Here is a 23751-nt window from a genome sequence, read left to right as displayed (position 1 = left end):
TTCCGGTCGACCCGCCAGGTGAATATTGGCTTAATCTACGGAAGGAGACATGCTCACTGAAGAGAGATAATTCAGCAGGGCAATATCGTTATCAACACCCAGTTTCATCATCGCTGATTTCTTCTGGCTACTGATGGTTTTAATACTGCGGTTCAGCTTCTTGGCAATTTCAGTCACCAGGAAACCTTCAGCAAACAGGCGTAATACTTCGCTCTCTTTCGGCGACAGACGTTTGTCACCGTAGCCACCCGCGCTGATTTTCTCCAGCAGTTTTGCCACGCTATCCGGAGTATATTTCTTACCCTTCTGCAAGGCTGCCAGCGCTTTCGGCAGGTCGGTTGGTGCACCCTGCTTCAGGACAATCCCTTCGATATCCAGGTCCAGTACCGCGCTCAGGATCGCCGGGTTATTGTTCATGGTCAGAACAATAATCGACAGGTCGGGATAGTGACGCTTGATGTATTTAATCAGCGTAATACCGTCGCCATATTTCTCACCTGGCATAGAAAGGTCGGTGATCAGCACGTTCGCATCAAGCTTAGGCAGGCTGTTAACTAAGGCCGTGGAGTCTTCAAATTCGCCTACAACGTTGACCCATTCAATCTGCTCAAGCGACTTACGAATGCCGAACAGAACAATAGGATGGTCGTCGGCAATAATGACATTCAGGTTATTCATATTATTGGTTACCTTGCTGCAGCAGTTCATCGACGTAAGTGTCAACTTCACTGGTGGTATTTTTAATGTTTGAATCGTCACATTCTTTAATGTGCAGTTCTAACGTTTCACAAAGCTGCTTGCCGGGTAGCAAATTTAACATGGCAAACACGCCTTTCAGCCGGTGTGCGGTCTGAGCCAGCGCACTGTAATCCCTGTCTGCGGCTTCATTATACAGCCTCTTTACATCATCTGGTACTGTATCAACGAAAAGCTGGAAGTAGCCACTGGCGAAAAGTTGAGCCGTATCCTGCGGGTCCATATTTTCGTCAGTCAACTCGTCCCGGGCAAGCTGTTGTTCAATCAACGTCAGCAGCGCATCCTGCATCGCACTGCTGATATTGAAGTTCACGCGGTACTGATTTGCAGCCAGCTGGCTGAAACCGGGTTCATCATCCGTGAGCAGTAGCGACCATGGCGTTAAACGCTGTGGATCGTCAGTCACCAGCACATCATGTTCCTGGCCGGAGAAGCGCTCGTCTGGCGTAATACAGTTCGCGCCCCAGTTTTCCAGTTGATGCACCACGATTTTACGCACGTCATCAACGGTAATATCAATCAGGGCGTTAACCCCTTCCAGCAGTTTCTCTTCCTGATCCTGCTGTGGCTCCAGCGGGGCGTGTAGCTGAATACTGTAGCGCGAGCCAATATCCGGGCGCGCCGCAATGTCCAAATGCCCGCCAAGCTGTTTACACAGCTGCTTGCAGAGGAAGAAGGCCATACCGGATGCCTGACCAAAACGATCCTGGTGCGTCTCTCCGAGGAACGGGAAATCGGTATTCGCCATCTCATCGGCGGACAGCCCCGCGCCGGTATCGACAATCTCAATCGACAGGCGGTCGGCGCGCTCTGGCGGTGCGCTGATGGTGATGCTGACGCGGCCCCAGGTGGTGGTGGTCACCGCGTAATGCACCAGCGTTGAGAGAATTTTAGCAATGGCCCGGCGGTCACCGAAACGCATCTCATCGCTGCTAAGGGTGTTGTTAATCATCAGCGTCAACCCTTTGCGGCGCATTATCGGCAGGATCTCTACCGCCAGCTCATCCAGCAGGGTTTGCAGGCTGAAGCTGCAGGCGTCCGGCGCCCAGTCGAGGGTTTCCAGCTGGTTCAGCAGCACGATATCATCCACCAGGCGGCTCAGAGCCTTTGATGCCTCCAGCGAATCTTCGAGCTGCTCAGGCGGGTGTTCCGCCCCGAGCGACTGCAAACGGCCGATAACATCATGCAGCGGGCGCTGCAGGGCATGACCCAGGTTCTGTAACAGCTGCTGACGCGACTGGTGGTTTTTATCCAGCACCTGCTGCGCTTTCTGCAGCTTCTTGTTGACCAGTAATTCCCGGTCCTGATCGCGCATCATAAACAGCTGGGTATGCGGAGAGATGACGCTGCGCGCATGGCGGATCTCATACACTTCGTTGTTCACCGTGGCCTGCAGCACGCCCTGATGCTGATCGGACATATTGATAATCTTTTGCAGGTTAAGATGCGGCAGCAGATGTTCGGCAATCTTGTTACTGATAATCGTGCGGTTGTTGGCGAAGTCATACACCAGCAGACCGACCGGCAGCGTGCCAACAATCTCTTCGTTCAGCAGGCGCAATGACTCCAGCTCTGCGCTCTGATTCTCGCTCGGGCGCAGCGACTGCTGGCGCAGCAAAAACAGCCCAGCCAGCGACATGATCAGCAGCGCGAGGTTTGCCAGCAGCGGCCACAGCAGATTGTGCAGGGTATCAATGACCAGGCCGGTGATCGGTACGCGATAAACCAGCTGTAGCGGGGTGCTGGCCAGCGAAGCGGCAATTTCAATATTCGGGTTAACCCAGTCAATGCGCGTGCTGCCGTTGCTGTCCTGATTGTCATCCCCTTCCGCCACCGGTGCGGCATCCTGCTTCAACTGGAAGTTTTCCAGCGGCATATTGAGCGGGACCAGGTCATTCACCGGCAGGTCAAACGCCACCACGGTTGCCAGATGACCCGGCTGATTAAAAGTGGTGCGTACCGTAAAGTAGTGGTCGTTTTGCCAGCTGAAGCGGCGCAGCGGCGAGAAGCTCTCGCGCTCGTCCAGGGCGTTGGCCTGCTGCAGCATCTCCGCGCGGCGTGCCTCAACGATATTGCTGATGGCGCTCTCTTTGTAGCGCGTGGCCATATCCTTCAGCGGCAGGGTAGAGACCAGGATCATGCTGTTATCCTGGCCGTTCAAAAAGTACATCGACCAGGTGCTGTTTTCCGCGCCCCACAGCGTATCAAGGTAGTTGCTCATGCGCAGGGTCATATCCAGCGTGCCGCTATCGTGAGAACCAAAAATCAGCGCTTCGGTTTTACGACGGGTTTTTTCCAGATAGTAGACGTCCGGGCGCAGGCGCGTTTCCTGCAGACTGTTCGATGGCATACCGGCCGCGCTGGCCGCCAGGTTTTCATAGATCTGCCAGGTGGCGAAGCGATAGGTATCAATGCGCTTCTGCATGGCATGGGTGATATCCGCCATCGCATAACGTTTTTCCGTCAACCAGGCGTTTACCGCGTTGTGGATCATAAATCCTGATGCCAGGAGCAGCACCACGATAAACATCACAAAAAAGCGCGTAACATTGCCGGATGTCAGCGGAAATTTATATGGCAACATGCAATGAAACCCCAGTTAACGTGTAATCAGTCGGGCGCTGGCAGCCACGACTAAAAGCAGCGCGGCAATGGCACTGAAGGCCACCGACAGGCTGGACAACTGTGAGATAAATCCGACTAAAGCCGGGCCTGCCAGAATACCTGCATAACCGATGGTTGTCATGGCCGAAATCGCCAGATTGACCGGCATCACCTGCTGTTTACCCGCAGCGGTGAACATAATCGGTACGGCATTGGCACCACCAAAACCGATCAGCATAAAACCCAGCAGCGTCACCAGCGTACTCGGCACCAACACCGCCAGCAGCATCCCGGCGGCGGCGCAGAGCGTGCCGCAGAATAGCGTCGCGGTGCGGCCAAAATAGTTAACGATTCGGTCGCCGGTTAAGCGGCCAATGGTCATCGCCACCGAGAACACCGCATAGCCCAGCCCGGCCTGAGCGGCAGGCAGGTCACGAGCCTGGTTGAGGAACAGCGCCCCCCAGTCGAGGATTGCGCCTTCGGTTAAAAACAGAATAAAGCACATCACTCCAAGGAACAGTACCCAGCCACGCGGCATCACAAACAGCGGTGTATCCGGCTGGTGCAGGCGCTGGTTCATCAGGTGACGCTGGCAGCCCAGCCACAGCAGGACCAGTAATAAATCGATAAACAGCACGCCAACTAACGGACTGGCGCCAAGGGCGAGGGCCGCGCTGACCAGACCGGCACCGACAATCCCCCCCGCGCTGAAAAAGCCATGAAAGCCCGACATCATGGCCTTATCTGCGGCCTTTTCGACCTCCACGGCCTGGATATTCATCGCCACGTCGATTAACCCGATCGCAGCACCAAATACCATCAGCGTCAGGCCCAGCGAGAGGGGCGTTGAGAGCGATGCCAGCAGAGGCAGCAGGACCAGCAGTAGAGCACTTCCGGTGGCCATCACCCGCTTGCAACCGAAGCGGCCGACCAGCACGCCGGTGAGCGGCATGGCGATCAGTGAGCCTAAACCCAGGCACAGCAGCAGGGTACCGAGTGAGCCGTCACTCAGCTGAGCACGCTGTTTAGCGTAGGGGACCAGCGGGGCCCACGACGCCATCCCGATACCGGCGATCAAAAACGCTATTCGCGTTGCGCGCTGTACTGCTCGCGCTTGAGTATCAGAGGCTTGCGCATCCACTGTCGTCATTTTATCCCTATTGCCAGCCACAAAAATTAGCCCCAATTTTTACCACATCTGACCTGTTTTAAGAAGCTAAACCCTGGCGGAATGAGGTTAAAAGCGCTGGCATCAATCCAGCTACATTAGGGTAGAGGAGTTAATAACCTGAAAAAATGCGGCTGTTAATCAGAATTGTCGCTTAAGGGCAAATTTCCAGAGGAGTCCTGGAAAACGTGACGGGGATCACTCCTTAAGCCAAATCACTGGAAAAGCGTAAAAAAATTCTGCTGGCAGTGACTTTATGACCGTTCCTCACCAGACATTTGTCTGGGATAAAACTTGTGCTGAATGTCACGAATCAACATGAAATTTTCGCGAAACTCACCGGGGGGTATTACCTGTTTTTAATCCACTCTGACCTAATAAATCGCCCATTCCTCTCGCTGCTGATTAGGATTTTTCTTGGATTTAAATCAAATCATTACTGTCAGCTGAATCGTAATTATCTGACATTTTTTGCCGCTCTTCTCAGCTGTCGAGTACGGTTAGTAATTAAATAAATTTATCCTTCCGATAAATAAACATCAAACAACACATTCACTTTATTAATTATATCTGTTAGTGAAATTAACAAAATAACAGTCTCTATTAGCCAGTTTAGGTCCTATATTTTCGCGGGGAAACTAACCCCCGTCCGTGCATCAGGTGAAAAGCGCTGCCGGTAGATGGCACTGCTCAAAATTTTGTCTAACGCAATAAAAGTGAAATTTATTTTCACTTTTGTGCGTTGGACACTTAATCCCTGTTATCTGGTGTACACGAGGTTATGACCATGGCACAGCTCAATAATGGCAGCGTAGAAATCCTTTCACGCGACGACGGAACGATCCTCTCTCAGGCCACTTCGGGCTCCTCGAAAACGGTTCTCCTCAATCAGCCTAGCGTGGTGAAAATCCACGGCACGCGCGAGATGGTGGCTGAATACGAACGCCAGGGTAACGACCTGATCCTGCACATGAAAGATGGCACTACCGTGCGCTATCAGCAGTTCTTCTTTGACGATGTGGACGGCGAGCACAGCGAACTGGTGTTTGACGATGGGGTTAACCGGCCGGAGCACGTGCTGTTCCCGGTGACCAACGAACTTGATGCACAGACCGCGATGGTCCTGACCCCGCAATATGAATCCCTCGGCAGTATTGAACCGCTGCTGCTGGCTGATACGGGGGCCGGTAGCGGCGTGATGACCGCTGCCGGTATCGGGGCGCTGGGATTAGTCGGCGTGGGCATCGGCGCCTTAGCGGGCGGTGGCGGCGGTGGCGGAGGCAATGACAACAACGGCGGCACTAATCCGCCTGCCACCACGCCGACGCTGACTATCGGCAACTTCGCCGGGGATAACATTCTTGACGGCAGCGAAAAGCAGACCAGTCAGCTGCTGAGTGGCACCACCACCAACGTGCAGGCCGGGCAGACGGTGACTATCACGCTTAACGGCGTGAGTTACACGGCGGTGGTGCAGGCCAACGGCAGCTGGAGCGTTTCCGTGCCTGCCAGCGCGCTGCAGGCGCTGGCGAGCGGGACTGCCACTTTCTCCGCCACCGTCACCAACGCCAGCGGCCAGACGGCGACCGACACGCATAATTTCACCGTTGAGCCAACGGTGGTACCCGGCGTACCCACCCTGACCATCGGCACTTTTGCCGGGGATAACGTGCTGGACGGCGCGGAAAAGCAGACCAGCCAGCTGCTGAGCGGCACCACCACCAACGTACAGGCCGGGCAGACGGTCACCATTACCCTGAACGGCGTTTCCTACAGCGCCAGCGTGCAGGCCAACGGCAGCTGGAGCGTCTCGGTTCCTGCCAGCGCACTGCAGGCGCTGGCGAACGGCACCGCGACCCTCTCCGCGACCGTCACCAACGCCAGCGGTCAGACAGCCACTGATACGCATAACTTTACCGTTGAGCCCGATACCAGCGGCAGCCCCAGCATTAGCATCACCGCGCCGATAAGCGGCGACGGTTACCTCAATGCCACAGAGGCACAAAGTGCGCTGACCATTTCCGGTACGGCCAGCGGTCTGCCAGCCGGCACGGCGATTTCCGTCACCCTCGGCGGCCATGCTTACACCACCACCACGGCAGCGAACGGCAGCTGGAGCATCAGCGTGCCGTCTGCCGATCTGCAAAGCCTGCCGCAGGGTTCAAACCTGATCGTGGCGACCGCGACGCTGGCCAACGGCACCACCTTGCAGAACAGTACGGTCGTGACGGTTGACGTCCACACCACGCTGCCAAATGCCGGGATCGATCTGCCGTTTGGCGACGGGGTGCTGAGCGGTGCGGAAGCGGGCAGCAGCCAGACCATCACCGGTAACACCGGCGTTAGCGGGGCGGGCCAGACCGTCACTGTGACCTTCAACGGCAACACCTACACCGGCACGGTAAACAGCAACGGCAGCTGGAGCGTCACTCTGCCCGCCAATGCGGTCTCAACCCCGATTGAAGGGCAGCTGCCGCTGGTGGTGACCGTCACCGATCCCGCAGGCAACAAAACCACCACCACCACCCAGGTGAATGTCGATACCCAGCCTCCGGGGCTGGAGGTGAATATTCCTGATGCCCCACTCAACGCCGCCGATGTCGGCCAGGCGTTGACGCTGACCGGCACCAGCACCGGCGGCCAGACCGTCACCGTGACGCTGGATGGTCAGACCTACACCGCGACGGTGGGCGCGAACGGCAGCTGGAGCGTCAATATTCCAGCTTCCGCGCTGCAGCAGCTTGAGCAGGGGAATAATTCGCTGACGGTAACGGCCAGCGATAAATATGGCAACACGGTCAGCAGTGACCCGCTGAATCTCAACGTGGATACGCTGGCGCCTGCCGTTAGCGTTAACCCCGTCAGCGGCGATGGCTACGTCAGCGCCGCTGAACTGGCGGGTAACCTGACCATCAGCGGTCGGGCGGAAGCCAACAGCACTATTCAGGTGAAGTTTGGCGACGTGACGCTGACCACCACCACCAACGGTTCCGGCGACTGGAGCGTGGTGGTTCCGCCGGAAAGCAAAGCTACCCTCATTGACGGCAGCTATCCGGTCACCGTGACGGCAACCGATACGGCCGGTAACCAGGGCACGGCCTATACCGAGGTGACCTTTGCCGCCCAGCCAGCCAATCAGCCAACCATCACCTTCAACAGCTTCGCCGGGGATAATATTCTGCAGGGGGCAGAGCTGAATGTGGCGCAGGAGCTGAGCGGCACCGCCGCCCACGTGCAGGCCGGACAAACCCTGACCCTGACCTTCAACGGGGTGCAGTACACCACCACGGTGCTGGCGGGCGGGCTGTGGCACGTCTCCATCCCGGCCAGCGCCCTCAGCGGCCTGAGCGACGGCCAGACGGTAACGTACTCCGCCACCGTTGCCGATAAAGCAGGCAACGTCGCGACCAGCAGCGGTTCGGTCAGTGTGGCTCTCGATCCGGCTGCCGCCAGCCTCGCCATTGCTCCGATCAGCGAAGATAACTGGGTCAACGCGCAGGAGGCTCAGTCACCGGTTAGCGTGAACGGTACCAGCCTCAATCTGCCCGTGGGCGCGCCGCTCACCGTCACCTTTAACGGTCATACTTACAACACCACCGTGGCAGCCGATGGCAGCTGGAGCATCACCATCCCTCCGGCTGATTTCGCCGGAGTGGCTAACGGCAGTTATCCGGTGGTGGTCACCGATGCCAATAACAACTCGGTGACCAGCAGCCTCAATTTGGGCGTGCAGGTTAACTTCCCGAACAATATTGAATTTAATGCCGCCTTCGGTGGCGACAATATCCTCAACCTGGGCGAATCGACAACCCCGCAGGTGCTGAGCGGTAATACCGGGCTGGCGCTGCCGGACCAGGTGGTCACCGTGAGCCTGAACGGCGTGAACTACCCGGCGACGGTTAACCCGGCCACCGGCGAGTGGAGCGTAACGCTGCCGCCATCGGCGCTCAGCGGGCTGCCGCAGGGGAGCAATACGGTCACCGTGACCGTCAGCGATGCCGCAGGCAATCAGATCGTCAGCAGCACCACTGTCAGCGTGGATACCACCCCGCCAACCCTTTCTGTCGGCACCATTGCTGGCGACGGCGTGATTAACGCCAGCGAGCAGAATCAGCCGCTGGTGCTGAGCGGCCAGGCAGAGGCGCTCAGCACCATTACCGTGGTGATCAACGGTGTGACCTACCACAGCGCGGCCGATGCCAGCGGCAGCTGGAGCGTCAATGTCGACCCGGCCACCCTGCAGGGGCTGAGCGATGGCAAATATGACATCAGCATTACCGCACGCGACAGCGGCGGCAATGAAACCACCGTGCAGGCGCCGATCGTCATCGATACCGCGCCTCCGGTTGTGACCGTCGCGCCGGTTTCCGGCGATGGCTATCTTAATGCTGCCGAGCATAACGCGGCGCTGGCGATCGTCGGCACCACCGAGCCGGGTGCGGGCGTGGTCGTGACCATCAACAACGTCGACTACACCGCTACCGTGGCTGCCGACGGCAGCTGGAGCGCCAATATACCGGCCAATGTGGTTAGCGGCCTGGCGGACGGCAGCTACACCGTGACGGTGACCGCTACCGACAGTGTCGGCAACATGGGCAGCAGCAGCCAGCCGCTGACCGTGATTGCCAGCGCTGCCTCGCTGCCGGTGATTACCGTGGGCGCGTTTGCCGGCGATAATATTGTGGATGGCGCCGAGAAAGGGCTGTCGCAGCTGATGACCGGCAGCACCAGCAACGTACAGGCCGGGCAGGTAGTGACCGTGACGCTTAACGGCAACCAGTACACCGGGCTAGTGAACGCCGACGGCAGCTGGAGCGTGCTGGTTCCGGCAGCGGCGCTGGCTAACCTCGCGAACGGCACCGACAGCTACACCGTCAGCGTCAGCGACGTTGCCGGTAACCCGACCAGCGCCAACGGGAGCTTCACCGTTGATAACACCTTCAGCGCCATCGCCATCGGGGTGATCAGCGATGACAATATGCTGAGCCACAACGAGTCGCTGTTGCCGATGGCGATTCACGGCTTCAGCCGCTTTGTTGCCGCAGGCAGCCGCGTCGCGGTGACCTTCAACGGCAAAGAGTATCTGACCACGACCAATAGCGACGGTAGCTGGACGGTGAATGTGCCGTCTGCCGACCTGGTGGCGCTGCCCAACGGCAACCTGACCGTGACCGCCACTGCCACGGATATCAATGGCAACACCGTCACGGCTCAGCACTCGCTGGACAGTTCCGTGACCTCTGAGCTCGACCTCAGCATCAATCCGCCGTTTGGCGATGCCTTGCTCAACGCGGTGGAGGCCGGAAGCGAGCAGACCCTGAGCGGCAGCACCGGGGTGGAGGGGGCAGGCCAGACCGTCAGCGTGGTGATTGCGGGGATTACCTACACCGGGACGGTGGACGCGCAGGGCAACTGGAGTGTTTCCCTGCCTTCCGCCGTGCTGCAGTCTCTGCCGCAGGGGGCCAACTCCCTGAGCGTCACGGTGGCTGACAGCGCGGGCAACACCAGCACGGCGACCGGCAACTTCACCGTCGACACCGTAGCGCCGCAGGTCAGCGTGGAAGCCCTGACCGGGGATAACCGCATCAACGCCGCAGAGAGCGGCGAGCTGCAAACCCTCAGCGGCTCCGGCGAGGTCGGCGACCGCATCACCGTCACGCTGAATGGCGAAACCTACACTACCACGGTTGGCGGCACCGGCAGCTGGAGCATCGATCTGCCGGCAAACGCACTGACGGCCCTGACCAATGGCAGCTACCCACTGCAGGTCACCAGCACCGATACGGCGGGCAACAGCACCACCGTCACGCGCACCATCGAAGTGGACCTGACGGCCCCAGCGGTCAGCGTTAATCCGGTCTCTGACGGCGTGATTAACGCCGCGGAATCCGGCCAGCCGCTGGTCGTCACCGGCAGCGGGGAAGCGGGTAACGTCATTAGCGTTGAGCTGAACGGTACCGCCTTCAGCGCGGTGGTCGGCACCAACGGCCAGTGGACGCTGACCATTCCGGGAACGTACGTGGCGGGCGTAGCCGACGGCAGCTATACCCTCAACGTCACCGCAACCGATCCGGCGGGCAACACCAGCAGCACCAGCACGCCGCTGGCTATTGATACCGGGGTTCCGGCGATCTTTGTCTCTAACGTCACCGCCAATAATATCGTTGATGGCGCAGAGCAGCAGGTGGCGCAGATTATCAGCGGCACCGTGACCAATGCCGAAGCCGGAAATACGGTTACCGTTACCCTGAACGGCGAAAGCTACACCACCACGGTGCAGGCGGGCAGTCCGGGCAGCTGGCAGGTGGAGCTGCCGGCATCGGCGCTGAGCGGGCTGGCGAATGGCTCTTACACCCTGACGGTCAGCATTACTGACCAGGCAGGCAACACCGGCAGCAGCAGCAAAACCTTCACCGTGGATAACACCCAGCCGGCGATTGCCTTCGACCCGCTGAGCGACGACGGCTATCTCAACCAGCAGGAAGCCGAAAACGGGCTGGCTGTGAGCGGTAGCACCCTCAATATCGCGGAAGGCAGCACCGTCACCTTCACCTTCAACGGCAAAACCTACAGCGCGCAGGTGCAGGCGGACGGTTCGTGGAGCACCACCATTCCGGCGGGCGATCTCACCGTACTGGCCGATGGTCCGTTTACCGCCACCGCCAGCGTGGTGGCGCCAAATGGCACTGAGGTGACCAGCAGCAGCACCCTCAATGTGCATATCAACACTCTGCCGCAGCCAACGCTGGAAGCGCCGTTTGGCGACAGCGTGCTGACCAATGCTGAAGCAACCGCAGCCGCGGGCCAGACGCTGAGCGGCACCACTGGCGAAACCGGCAACGGCCAGACGGTGGTGGTCAACATCGGCGGTACGGACTTTAGCGCGACCGTTAACAGCTCCGGCGTGTGGACGCTGGCGCTAACGCCGGAACAGCTGCAGGCGCTGCCGACCGGGCAACAGAACATTACCGTCACCGCGACGGACGTGGCCGGAAACAGCAGCACTACCACGCCGGTTCCGGTGAATATTGCCACTGAGCTGCCGCCAGTGACGGTTGGCCCGGTGGCGGAAGATGGCATTATCAACGCGGCGGAACATGAGCTGCCGCTCGACATTAGCGGTACTACCACGGCGGGCAATAGCGTGGTGGTCAGCCTGAATGGCAAAACCTATGAGGCGGTGGTCGACGGTGACGGCAACTGGAGCGCCACCATCCCGGCCAACGACGTGCTGGCGCTGCAAAACGGCGGCTATCCGCTGACGGTCACGGTTTCTGACCCAACGGGCAACCAAACGGTTAACAGTGAAGTAGTCCAGGTGCAGCTTACCGCGCCTACTTATACCCTCGATCCGATTGCCGGAGACGGCATCATCGATCGCGCTGAAGCCGCGCAGCCGCTGGATATCACCGGGACCGGCACCAACGGTGATACCGTCAGCGTCACCATTGGTGGCCAGACGCTGACCACCACGGTGGTGAACGGCGCATGGTCGGTGACCGTTCCGGCAGAGACCCTCGGGGCACTGCCGCAGGGCGACAACACGGTAACCGTAGTGGTGACCGCGCCGAACGGTAACAGCGCCAGCCAAAATGCGACGGTCGATGTGGATACCAGCATCACCAATCAAGTGTTGGTGAATCCGGTTGCGGGCGACGATCTGATCAATGCGGCAGAAGCGGCCGCCGGGTTTAACGTTACCGGCAGCGTGCCGGACGGCAGTACCTCGGTGGTCGTGAACTTCAATGGCACTAACTACCCTGCCACCGTCGGGCCTGATGGCCTGTGGAGCGCCACCATTCCGGCCGGCGCGCTGAACGGCGTGACCGATGGCAGCTACACGCTGACCGTGACGGCCACTACAACGGCGGGAGATGTCGCGACCGTGACTCGCCCTGTCGGGCTGGACACCACGCCGCCGGACTTTACCGTGGCGCCAATTTCAACCGATGGCTATCTCAATGCCGCCGAGCAGGGGCAGCCGCTGACCATCAGCGGTACCGGCGACAGCAATGACAGCGTGCGCGTGATGCTAAACGGCAAAGTGTATACCGCTACCGTTGACGGTGACGGCAACTGGTCGGTCAGCGTTCCGCCAGCCGATCTCGCTGCACTGACCAACGGCGACTACACCGTCAGCGTGGCGGTGAAAGATGGCGCGGGCAATATCAGCACGCAGACCCCGGCGCTGACGGTGGACGTCGCTGCACCAGCGCTGACGCTCAATCCGCCAGCCGGGGATAACATCCTCAACGCCGCCGAGCAGCAGGAGGGCATTACGCTGAGCGGCAGCGGCGAGCGCGGGGCCAGCATTTCCGTCACGCTAAACAATGAAACTTACACCACCACCGTCGGGCCAAACGGCCAGTGGTCGCTGCCGCTCAGCGCTGACGATCTGGCTGCGCTGACCAACGGTAACTATCCGCTCAGCGTGACCGCTACCGATGCCGCAGGTAACGTCACTACGCAGACCAGCACGCTGGCGGTCAGTGTGGACGCGGCAACGCTGCCGACCCTGACGGTGAACACCTTTGCCGGTAATAACATCGTTGACGGCGCGGAACAGCACGTCAGTCAGGTGCTGAGCGGCACCACCACTAACGTGCAGGAAGGGCAGCTGGTTAGCGTCACGCTGGGCGGTGTGACTTACACTGGCGTAGTGCAGGCCAGCGGGGCATGGAGCATAACCATTCCGGCCTCCGCGCTGGAGGCGCTGAGTAACGGCCAACAGAGCTACAGCGTGGTGGTCAGCGATGCGGCAGGCAACCCGGCCACGGTCAGCGGCAGCTTCGAGATCAATAATCAGCTCTCCGGCCTGGCGATTAACCCGGTCAGCGTGGATGGTTACCTGAATGCGGAGGAAGCGGCGCAGCCGCTGACCATCAGCGGCACCTCGGCGAATTACACGGCGGGAACCCAGCTGACCGTGGCGATTGGCGGGGCGTCTTACCTGGCAACCGTACAGGCAGACGGCAGCTGGAGCGTGACGCTGCCGCAAAACGTGGTGGCTGCTTTCACCGACGGCACGCTGCCGATTGTGGTCAGCGGTCCGGATGCGGCGGGCGTCACCCAGACCAGCAGCAGCAGCCTGGTGGTGATTGTCGATACGCTGCCGGTGGTGGCCGTTAACCCACCGTTTGGCGACGGCGCGCTCAACGCGCAGGAAGCCGGTGCCACGCAGACGATTACCGGCAGCACTGGCGTCACGGGCGATGGTCAGACCGTCACCCTGACGCTGAACGGCACCACCTATACCGGTATCGTAGCGGCTGACGGCAGCTGGAGCGTGGCGGTACCTGCCACCGCGCTGGCGGGCCTGGCCCAGGGGGATAACAGCTTCAGCGTGGTGGTCAGCGATGCCGCAGGTAACAGCGCCAATACCACCCAGCCGTTTACGGTCGACACCGTGGCACCAACGGTAACGGTAGCCCCCGTGGCGGGCGATGGCATCCTTAATGCTGCCGAACAGGGCGCGGATCTGGCCGTCAGCGGTCGGGGCGAAGCCGGGGACACGATTGTCGTCACGCTGAACGGCGTCACCTACCAGGGCGTGCAGGTCAACGGCAACGGCGACTGGACGGTATCTGTTCCGAGCGCCGATTTGCAGGCGCTGGCTGACGGCAGCTACACGCTGAGCGTTACGGCGACCGATGCAGCAGGCAACAGCACCACCACCAGCAGCCCGCTGGAGGTCAAGGCGGCGGCCGCCGATCTGCCGACCATCAGCATCAATACCTTTGCCGGCAACGATATCCTGGACGGGGCGGAGCAGCAGAGCAGCCAGCTGCTCTCCGGGACCACCAGTAATGTGGAAGCCGGGCAGACGGTCAGCATCACCCTTGGTACGGAAGTATACAGCGCGCTGGTGCAGGCGGACGGCAGCTGGAGCGTCTCTATTCCTGCCTCCACGCTGCAAGGGCTGGAGAACGGCACTACCACCATCGCGGCGGCGGTCAGCGATGCGGCCGGAAACCCGGTCAGTGCCAGCCATGATGTCACGGTAAACAGCCTGGCATCCGGCATCAGTATCGACCCGATCTCCAACGACGGCTATCTCAATGCCAGCGAAGCGCAGGAGCCGCTGATCGTGACCGGGCACACCGCCAACGTCGACGCGGGCAGCCAGCTGACGCTGACCATCAACGGCCAGACTTTCCAGGCGACGGTCGGCAACGGCGGCGCATGGAGCGTGGTGGTTCCGGCTGCCGCGCTGGCAGGGCTGCCTGATGGCCCGGCAACCGTCGGCGTCAGCGTCACCGACGCCACCGGTAACCTCGTCAACAGCAGTGCGAGCCTGAATGTGGTGGTCAACACGCTTCCTGCCGTCACTGTCGACGTGCCGTTTAACGACGGCGCGCTCAACGCGAGTGAGGCCGCGCTGACCCAGACGCTGAACGGCACCACCGGCGTCAGCGGTAACGGCCAGACGGTGAGCGTCACCATTGACGGCACCCAGTACAGCGGCACCGTCGACGGTAACGGCAACTGGAGCATCAGCCTGCCTTCTGCGCTACTGCAATCCTTCGAACAGGGCAGCAATACCCTGCAGGTGACGGCAACCGATGCGGCGGGCAACGCCAGTACGCAGCCGGTCAGCTTTAACGTTGATACCGTGGCTCCGGCCATTACGCTGAACCCGATTGCCGGCGACGGTATTATTAACGCCAGCGAAGCGGGCCAGCCGCTGACCATTAGCGGCAGCACCGATAACGGCAGCGGTCCGGCGCTGGAAGGGCAGACGGTCACCGTTAACTTCAACGGCCAGACCTGGACCACCACCGTGGGTGCCGACGGCAGCTGGACGCTGGATATTCCGGCGGCGGCATTGACGGGCGTCAGCGACGGCAATTACACGCTGACCGCCACGGTCACCGACCAGGCGGGCAATCCGGGCAGCAATAGCGCGGATGTCACCCTGGCGACCGCCGCGCTGCAGCCGACCATCAACACCCCGTTTGGCGATGGCTACCTCAACCAGGATGAAGCAGGCGCAGGCCAGACGCTGAGCGGGACCACCGGTACTGTCGGCGCAGGCCAGCAGGTCAGCGTGAACATCGGCGGCACGGACTATCCGGCCACGGTGGATAACAACGGCAACTGGACGCTGAATATCCCGGCGGCTACGCTGCAGGGGCTGAACGAAGGCAATCTGCCGATTACGGTGACGGTGACCGATGCCGCGGGTAACAGCGGCACTGTCAGCAGCGCCGCCATCGTGGACCTGACGCCGCCGGATCTGGTGCTGAATAACGTGGCGGGTGATAACGTCATCAACCCGACCGAGATCCAGCAGACGATTACCGTTTCCGGCAGTACCTCGCCGGATGAGGTGGGCCAGCAGGTCAGCATCATCTTTAACGGCATCCAGCCTGCTTACATTGCTATCGTGCAGAGTGACGGCAGCTGGAGCTTCGATCTGCCGGGCAGCGTGACCAAAACGCTCGCCAACGGCGATTACATCGTGACCGCCACGCTGACCGACAGCGCGGGCAACCAGACGGTACAAACTGAAACCGTCACCGTGCGCGCTACCGCTGCTGACCTGCCGTTAATCACCATTGCTCCGGTCTCCGGCGATGACTACATCAACAGCACCGAGCATAATCAGCCGCTGCTGCTGAGTGGCACCACCAGTGACGGCGTGCCGGACGGTCAAACGGTCACCATCACGCTCGGCGGCCAGACTTATACCACTACGGTAACCGGTGGGGAATGGCGCTTCAGCGTACCGGCTGCGGATGTACAGCAGCTGGCGGATGGTGCTCAGCAGGTGAGCGTTTCCGTCACCGACCGCGATGGCAACATTGCCAACGACAGTCAGGACTTCACCGTGGTGGCGCAGCCTGGCAACCTGCCAACCATTACCATCGATCCCGTGACCAGCGACGATATGGTCGACTACCAGGAGTCGCGCAGTGACCTGACGATCACCGGGAGCAGCCAGCATATTCCGGCGGGGCAGACGATTACCGTCACTCTGAACAATAAAAACTACACCGCGACGGTGGATGCCGACGGCAACTGGCAGGCCACCGTGCCCGCTGCGGATGTGCAGGCGCTGCCGCAAGATGGCAACACCGTCACCGCGACCGGCAATGATGTGGCGCAGAACGTGGCGACGGACAGCCAGGAGTTCACCGTTCACACCGTGCCGCCGCTGCTGACGGTGGATGTCGGCGTGGGTGCGGATAATATTCTCAGCCTGGCCGAAGCGCTGGCGGGCCTGCTGATTGAAGGCACCACCCTGCCAAACCTTAATCTGACCATCACGGTGGGGGCCAAAGTTTACAACGTGCTGGCCGATGCAGACGGTAACTGGAGCACCACTATTCCAGCCGCCGATCTGCTGGCGCTGGTGGACGGCAACGTCACGGTAGGCGTGTCCGTTATCGATACCAACGGCAATACCACCACCAGCAACGTCGGGATTGTGGTGGATGTTCACGATACGCCAACGCTGACGCTGGATCTGCCGTTTGGTGACGGCCTGGTGAGCGGCGTGGAGGCGGCGCTGGCGCAGACGCTGACCGGTACGGTGAGCAATCTTGAGGTCGGCACGGCGCTGGTGGTGACGGTCGGTAACCTGACCTTTGCCGGTACGGTGGGCGCTGACTGTACCTGGTCGGCGAATATTCCGGCGGGCGCGCTGGTCGGGCTGGGTAACGGGGCGGTGCAGGTCACTGTCAGTACCGAAGCCGGGCTGGTGAATCCGGCCAGCGCTACCGCCAGTGCGGAACTGGTGCTGACCACTACGCTGAACCCAACCATCAATCTGCCGTTTGTTGACGGCTTGCTGAATGTCGCTGAGGCGGGCGTCGCACAGACCCTGACGGGCACCACCGGCCTGATCGGGGCCGGGCAGACCATCAGCGTCACCATTGGCGGCACCGCGCTGACCGCGACGGTCAATGATAATGGCGTATGGAGCGCCACGGTGTCACCGGCGCAGCTGCTGGCGCTGGGCAATGGCAATCATGAAATCGTGGTGACGGCGGGCGATGCAGCGGGCAATAGCGACAGCGCCACGCTGAACTTCGACGCCATCGTAACCGCACTGCCAACCGTGTCCGTTGGCGGCCTGCCGCTGTTCGGCGACGGCGTGCTGAACGCGGCGGAAGCGGCGCTCGGCGGCACCCTGAGCGGGGCGATCACCCATGCCGGTGGTCTGGCGGGGCTGACGGTGACGGTCAACGTCAATGGCGCACTGCTGCCTGCCACCATCAGTGCCGACGGCACCAGCTGGTCGCTGCCGCTGTCGGCTGAGGTGCTGCAGGCGCTGCCGGACGGTAACTGGCCGATCTCGGTGACCATCACCGATGCGGTTGGCAACAGCAGCTCTGCCAATACCTCGCTGGTGGTGGCGGTGCATGATATTCCGGCCGTGACGCTGGTTACGCCGTTTGTCGATGGCCTGCTGAGCATTGCGGAGGCGGGCGTCGCCCAGCTACTCAGCGGCTCTACCGGCGTGACCGGGGCGGGGCAGAGCGTGCTGGTCAGTATTAACGGCGGTACGGCGATTGCCGCCACGGTAAACGCCAACGGCGACTGGTCGCTGAACCTGACGCCCGATCAGCTTGGCGGGTTTGGCAACGGGACGAAAACCGTGGTGGTGACCGCTACCGACAGCTACGGCAACGAATCGGTGCTCAACGGCAGCTATACCGCCGTGCTGACCGCCCCGGTGCCGACCATCACCAATCCGTTTGCTAACGACGCGCTGGGCATTACTCAGGCCAACGGCGCGATCACCATCACCGGGAATACCGGCGTGACCGGCGCCAATCAGGGCGTGGTGCTGAAGGTCGACGTCAATGGCATCAGCTATACCGGCACGGTGAACAGCGACGGCAGCTGGTCGGTGGCGCTGCCTGCCGGGGCGCTGAGCGGCCTGGCGAACGGCGAACACAATCTCAGCGTGACGGTAACCGATGCGGCAGGCAACAGCGCCAGCCAGACGCTGGGCTTCGACGCTTACCTGACGCTGCCGCTGCCCACGGTTGGCGTGGCGTTTGGTGACGGCTACCTTAACCTGAACGAGCTGACCAACGGCGGGACGTTGACCGGGACCACCGGTGCAGTGGGGGCGGGCCAGACGGTCTCCGTCACCATCAATGGTCAAGCGCAAACGGCGACAGTAGATGTCAATGGCAACTGGACCCTCGCGTTGACCAACGCCGAGCTGAATGGCGTTGGCCAGGGGGCGCAGAATCTGTCGGTGACCGTGACTGACCCTGCGGGCAACAGCAATACCATCAGCGAAGGCTTTATCGTTGACACCGTGGCGCCAACCATCTCCGGCCTGACCTTTGCCGGGGATAACACCCTGAGCTATCTGGAAAGCCTGACCACTCAGACGCTGACCGGAACCACTAACGCTGCCGACGTCGGTTCCACCGTGACGTTGACCATCGGCAGCCAAACCTTAACCGGCACGGTGCAGGCCGACGGCAGCTGGAGCGTCAATGTCTCGGTCGCCGCGCTCGCCGCACTGGCCACCAGCCTGGGCGCTTACAGCGTGTCGATTACCGACGCGGCGGGTAACACCGCCACCGCCAATGGTTCGGTGATCCTTGACCTGACCGTGCCGCTGACGCCGTCAATCACGCTGAACCCGGTAACCGGCGACAATATTATTAACGCAGCGGATGGGGCAACCACGACCCTGAGCGGTGCGTTGCAAAATGCCACCCCGGGTGTCGGAGGCACCATCACCATTACGGTGAATGGCACCTTAGTCAGCACGGTGACGGTTAATGCAATACGTGCGGATAACAACTGGACCTCGGCTGCACTCTCCACCGCGGAATTCCCGCAGGGGACAGATACGGTGGTTGTCACCTATACCCCAACCGTTGGCTCTCCGGTAACCACCACCACCACGGTGCTGGTCGATACGGTGGTGCCAACCCTGACTATCGGCGACTTTGCCGGTGCGGATAATGTGCTGAATGCCAGCGAAGCCGCGGTTTCGCAGGCCATCAGCGGCACCGCATCGCTCACTGAAGTGGGGCGTACGGTGACCGTCACGCTGGGCGGAAAAACCTACACCACCGTGGTGCAGGCGGGCGGTACCTGGTCACTCAACGTGCCGTCGGCGGATCTGCAGGCGCTGGGGCAGAATGCGCAAACCATTAATGCCTCTATTAGCGATGCAGCGGGCAACGTCGGGACGGCAACGCATGGCATCGTGGTGGATACCACACCGCCGCTGATCACGCTTAACGTGCTGGCGCAGGACAACATCATCAATGGGGTGGAAGCAACGCTACAGCAGCTGCTGACCGGGACAGCGACCGGCGCGGATGGGCAAACCGTTGGCGTCTATCTGGGCAACACGCTGCTGGCCTCGGCCGTGGTGACTGACGGGGTGTTCAGCATCCCGCTGGCCGCTGCCGAGATTGCCCTGTTAGCCAGCGGCACCAACGTGCTGTCGGTCCGAGTCAATGATGTCAACGGCAACCAGGGCAGCGCCGCGCTGACCGTCAGCAAAGTGCTGAACACCCTGGCGCTGGCGGTTGACCCGCTGTTTGATAATGGCTTCCTGAGCAAAGCCGATCTGCTGGTCGATCACGTGATTACCGGTACCGGCACCATTGGCGCAACGGTTTCTCTGTCTCTGGGGGGACAAAACCTGACCGCCACCGTGGGCCAGGATGGTAAATGGTCGCTGGCCATCCCATCCTCCGCGCTGAGCGGCGTGACCGATGGCAATCTGGCGCTCAATGTAGTGGTGAGCGACGCGGCAGGTAACAGCAAAACCCTGGCGGAAAACGTCACGGCGATTATCAACAACGTACCGGTAGTTCCGGCGCTTACCGGCCTGTTTGGCGGGGATAATCTGCTGAACCACGCTGAGGCGCTGCTGGGCCAGACCATTGGCGGTACGCTGAATGCGGTGGCCGGTTCAACCGTTACCGTCACCCTCGGCACTAAAACCTATACCACCACGGTGCAGGCGGGCGGGGCGTGGAGCGTAAATATTGGCGCCACGGATCTGCTTAGCCTGGCTACCGGGAACGCCACGCTGGGCGTCAAAGTGGTCGACCCGGCGGGCAACACCGCCAGCAACAGCGTCACCGTGGGCCTGCTGACCGCAGAACCGAGCATTACCCTTAACACCATCTTCGGTGACGGGGCGCTCAACCTCAACGATGTCACTAACTTCGCCAGCCAGCTGATTAGCGGTACGGTGAAAAACGTGGCGGCGGGCACTATCGTCAATCTCAACGTGGGGAATATTGTCTCTGCCACCGCCACGGTGAATGCCGATGGCACCTTCAGCACCAACCTGACGCAGGCGCAGCTGCAGCTGCTGACCGGTAACCCGAACCTGACGGTGACCGCTTCGCTACAGGATGCGGCGGGCAATACCGCCAGCGCCTCGGGCGGGCTGGCAGTTAACCTCACCGCGCCGTCGCTGGTGCTCAACCAGCTGCAGCTGTTCGGTGATGGCGTGCTGAACGCGGCGGATGCGCTGCTGACCCAGACCATCAGCGGCACCACCGCTGCCGGAGCGCGCGTGGTGGTAAGCGTGAACAGTACGCAGCTGGTAGCGACCGCAGACAGCGACGGGAAATTCAGCATTGCGCTGACCCCGGCGCTGCTGGCAACGCTGACCGACGGCAACCTCAATGTCGGCGTCAGCGTTACCGACGCGGCGGGCAACACCACCAGCAACTCGCTGAGTGCTATTGTGGGCATCAACAACCTGCCTTCGGTCACGCTGAATCCGCTGTTTGGCGATGGCGTGCTGAGCGTGGCGGAAGCGCTGCTCGGCCAGACGCTGAGCGGGCATGTGAATAACGTGGCGGCGGGAACCAGCGTCCGAATCAATGTGGGTACCACCACGCTGACCGCCACCACCGATGCCAACGGTAACTTCACCGCTGCGCTGGCGCCTTCGCTGCTGACCACGCTGCTGACCGGTAATCTTACCGTGGGCGTGGCGGTGACCGATGCCTATGGTAACAACGCCAGTGCCAGCGTGGGCGTCATCATCGGCGTGCAGAGCGCCCCCACTATCGCGGTCAACGCTATTTTCGGTGACGGCGTGCTGAGCGCGGGCGATCTCGCCAACGCCCAGCTGATCAGCGGGACCTCCACTAACGCGGTGGCGGGTTCAACGGTCACGGTGGTGCTCGGAACGCATACCTATACCACCACGGTGGGCAGCGGCGGTGGCTGGAGCCTGAGCGTGCCGAAAGCGGACCTCGCGACGCTGGCGAACGGTACGCAGACGGCTCAGGTCACGCTTAGCGACCCGTATGGCAACAGCGCGACCACCAGCGGTACGGTCAGCGTGATCGCCCAGACCGCCCCGACTATCACTATCGGCACGCTGTTTGGCGACGGCGGCCTGAATGCGGTCGAGGCGCTGTCGGCGCAGACTATCTCCGGTACCGCCACCAATGCGGAAGGTTCAACCATTGCGGTTAAGGTCGGTGCACTGACCCTTAACGCCATTGTTGCCGCCAACGGCAGCTGGAGTGTCTCAGTCCCCTCTGCCAGCCTGCTGGCGCTGGCGGACGGTACGCAGACCATTACCGCCAGTCTGGTCAACGGCGCGGGCAACACGGCAAACGGCTCGGCATCGGTGATTGTTGGTACGCACGTCACGCCAACGGTCACGCTGACCAACGCCTCGGTGTTTACCGACCACTACCTCAACCTGGCGGAAGCGGGGGCGGCGCAGACCCTGAGCGGCACGGCGACCAACGCGGTGGGCGGAACTGTGGCGGTCAACATTGCCGGTACGGTCTACAACACCACGGTGGGCAGCAACGGCAGCTGGAGCGTCAGCGTGCCGAGCTCGGGCCTCAGCGCGATTGCCGATGGCAGCCACACTGTCGCGGTAACCGTGACGGACCGGGCGGGCAACAGCGCCAGCACCAGCACCAGCTTCACGGCGGTGACCCACAGCCTGCCGGCAGTTGGGGTCGATGCGGTTACCAGCCTGGTAAATGTGCTGTTAACCGGTCTGACCATCACCGGCGGCACGCTGCGCCTGGCAACGGGCACCACGGTCAGCATCACGCTGTCGCAGAATGGCCAGTCGCAAACGCAAACGGCAGTGATTGACGCCAATGGGCGCTACAGCGCCAGGTTCACCGGGGGGCTGCTCACCACGCTGAACCTGGGCGCGCTGGTGACGGTCGCGGCGGTGGATGCGGCGGGCAACCCGGCGACGACCTCTACCACGCTGCTGCTCGGCTCGCTGTTGCCGGTCAGCTCAACGGTGGCAGCGGCATCGCTGATGGCGGTCGCGGCTGATGACTCGCTGGCGGTGGCCTCAACCGATACCTCCAGCACCAGCAGCAAAACCAGCACCACCACGGAGGAGAGCAGCAGCACGGCGCATGCCGTCGCGGCAGTTCACTCGACGCTGGTGACCGACAGCGACACCAGCAGCACCGATGCCGCCACGACCAGCACCAGCGCGACGACCAGCACCGCGGCAGCGGCGACCACTCCCGTCGAGGCCGACAGCGATGCTTACACCATCGGCGGCGTCACCATTACGCTGGCGGACGGGCAGGTGCTGCATGGCGACTCGGTGACGGGTAGCAGCGGTAACGACACCATCTCGGTTGGCTCAATGGACTTTAGCCATATCGACGGTGGCGCAGGGACCGACACCCTGGTGCTGAACGGCGAGCATCTCACGCTGGATCTCACCTCGCTCGGGCTGAAGGTGGAGCATATCGAGATTATCGACCTCGGCAAGGCGGGCAATAACAGCATCAAGCTGGACCTTAATGAGGCGCTGAACATCACCGACAAGCAGACGGATGATTTGTTGATTAAAGGGACGCTGGGTGACCAGGTGACGCTGGCCAACGGTGATGGCGGCATCTGGGCTACCACCGGGCAGCGCACGGTCGGCGGGCAAACCTATGACGTCTACCACAACTCGGCGCTGTCGTCGGAGAACACCCTGGGTGACGTATTGATCCAGCACAATCTGCAGGTCCATGTCGTATAACAAAAAAATAACCCCTGCGCGGTTCGCATTCCCGTGCAGGGGGTCTAAAGTTAAGAGGAAGTGATGGGTTGGTAAAAATAATGACCAGAAGCGGCTTCGGCCGCTGTTGGTCGTTGTGGCGCCAGTCAACCCAGTATTGAAACTGGCACTCAACGACGCCGGTATTGATAACGGCATGAAAATTCTTTGCATTTTTTTGGCGCTGAGCCAATTTATTCTTGTTACGGATTACATGGTAATC

Annotated in this window: 4 protein-coding genes; 1 reads left to right on the top strand and 3 read right to left on the bottom strand. The window is 61.1% G+C overall.

Annotated features, from left to right (window positions below):
- Nucleotides 1-30: 30 nt before the first annotated feature.
- From rcsB to ACLI4M_RS02065, 3 genes are read right to left on the bottom strand one after another with little or no spacing between them, the layout of a single operon-like run.
- Nucleotides 31-678 carry a response regulator transcription factor RcsB gene (rcsB, locus tag ACLI4M_RS02075; protein WP_048915479.1) on the bottom strand — a complete coding sequence of 216 codons (648 nt, stop codon included), beginning with the start codon at nucleotides 676-678 and terminating at the stop codon, nucleotides 31-33.
- Between the two features lies 1 nt (nucleotide 679).
- Nucleotides 680-3340 (bottom strand): phosphotransferase RcsD, encoded by a 2661-nt coding sequence (gene rcsD / locus ACLI4M_RS02070; RefSeq protein WP_133623221.1) that lies wholly within the window; start codon nucleotides 3338-3340, stop codon nucleotides 680-682.
- 15 nt (nucleotides 3341-3355) lie between these two features.
- Nucleotides 3356-4510, bottom strand: a complete 1155-nt coding sequence (locus ACLI4M_RS02065; protein ID WP_062818157.1) for an MFS transporter — start codon at nucleotides 4508-4510, stop codon at nucleotides 3356-3358.
- An 805-nt stretch (nucleotides 4511-5315) separates the two neighbouring features.
- Between ACLI4M_RS02065 and ACLI4M_RS02060 the strand changes: the two genes are divergently transcribed.
- A complete protein-coding gene (locus ACLI4M_RS02060; RefSeq protein ID WP_133623222.1) occupies nucleotides 5316-23510 on the top strand; it encodes an Ig-like domain-containing protein in 18195 nt (6064 codons plus the stop codon).
- Nucleotides 23511-23751 lie beyond the last annotated feature (241 nt).

This window comes from Erwinia sp. LJJL01 (assembly GCF_047300805.2).
Taxonomy (GTDB): Bacteria; Pseudomonadota; Gammaproteobacteria; order Enterobacterales; family Enterobacteriaceae; genus Erwinia; species Erwinia aphidicola.
This window is presented reverse-complemented; position numbering and strand designations above follow the sequence as displayed.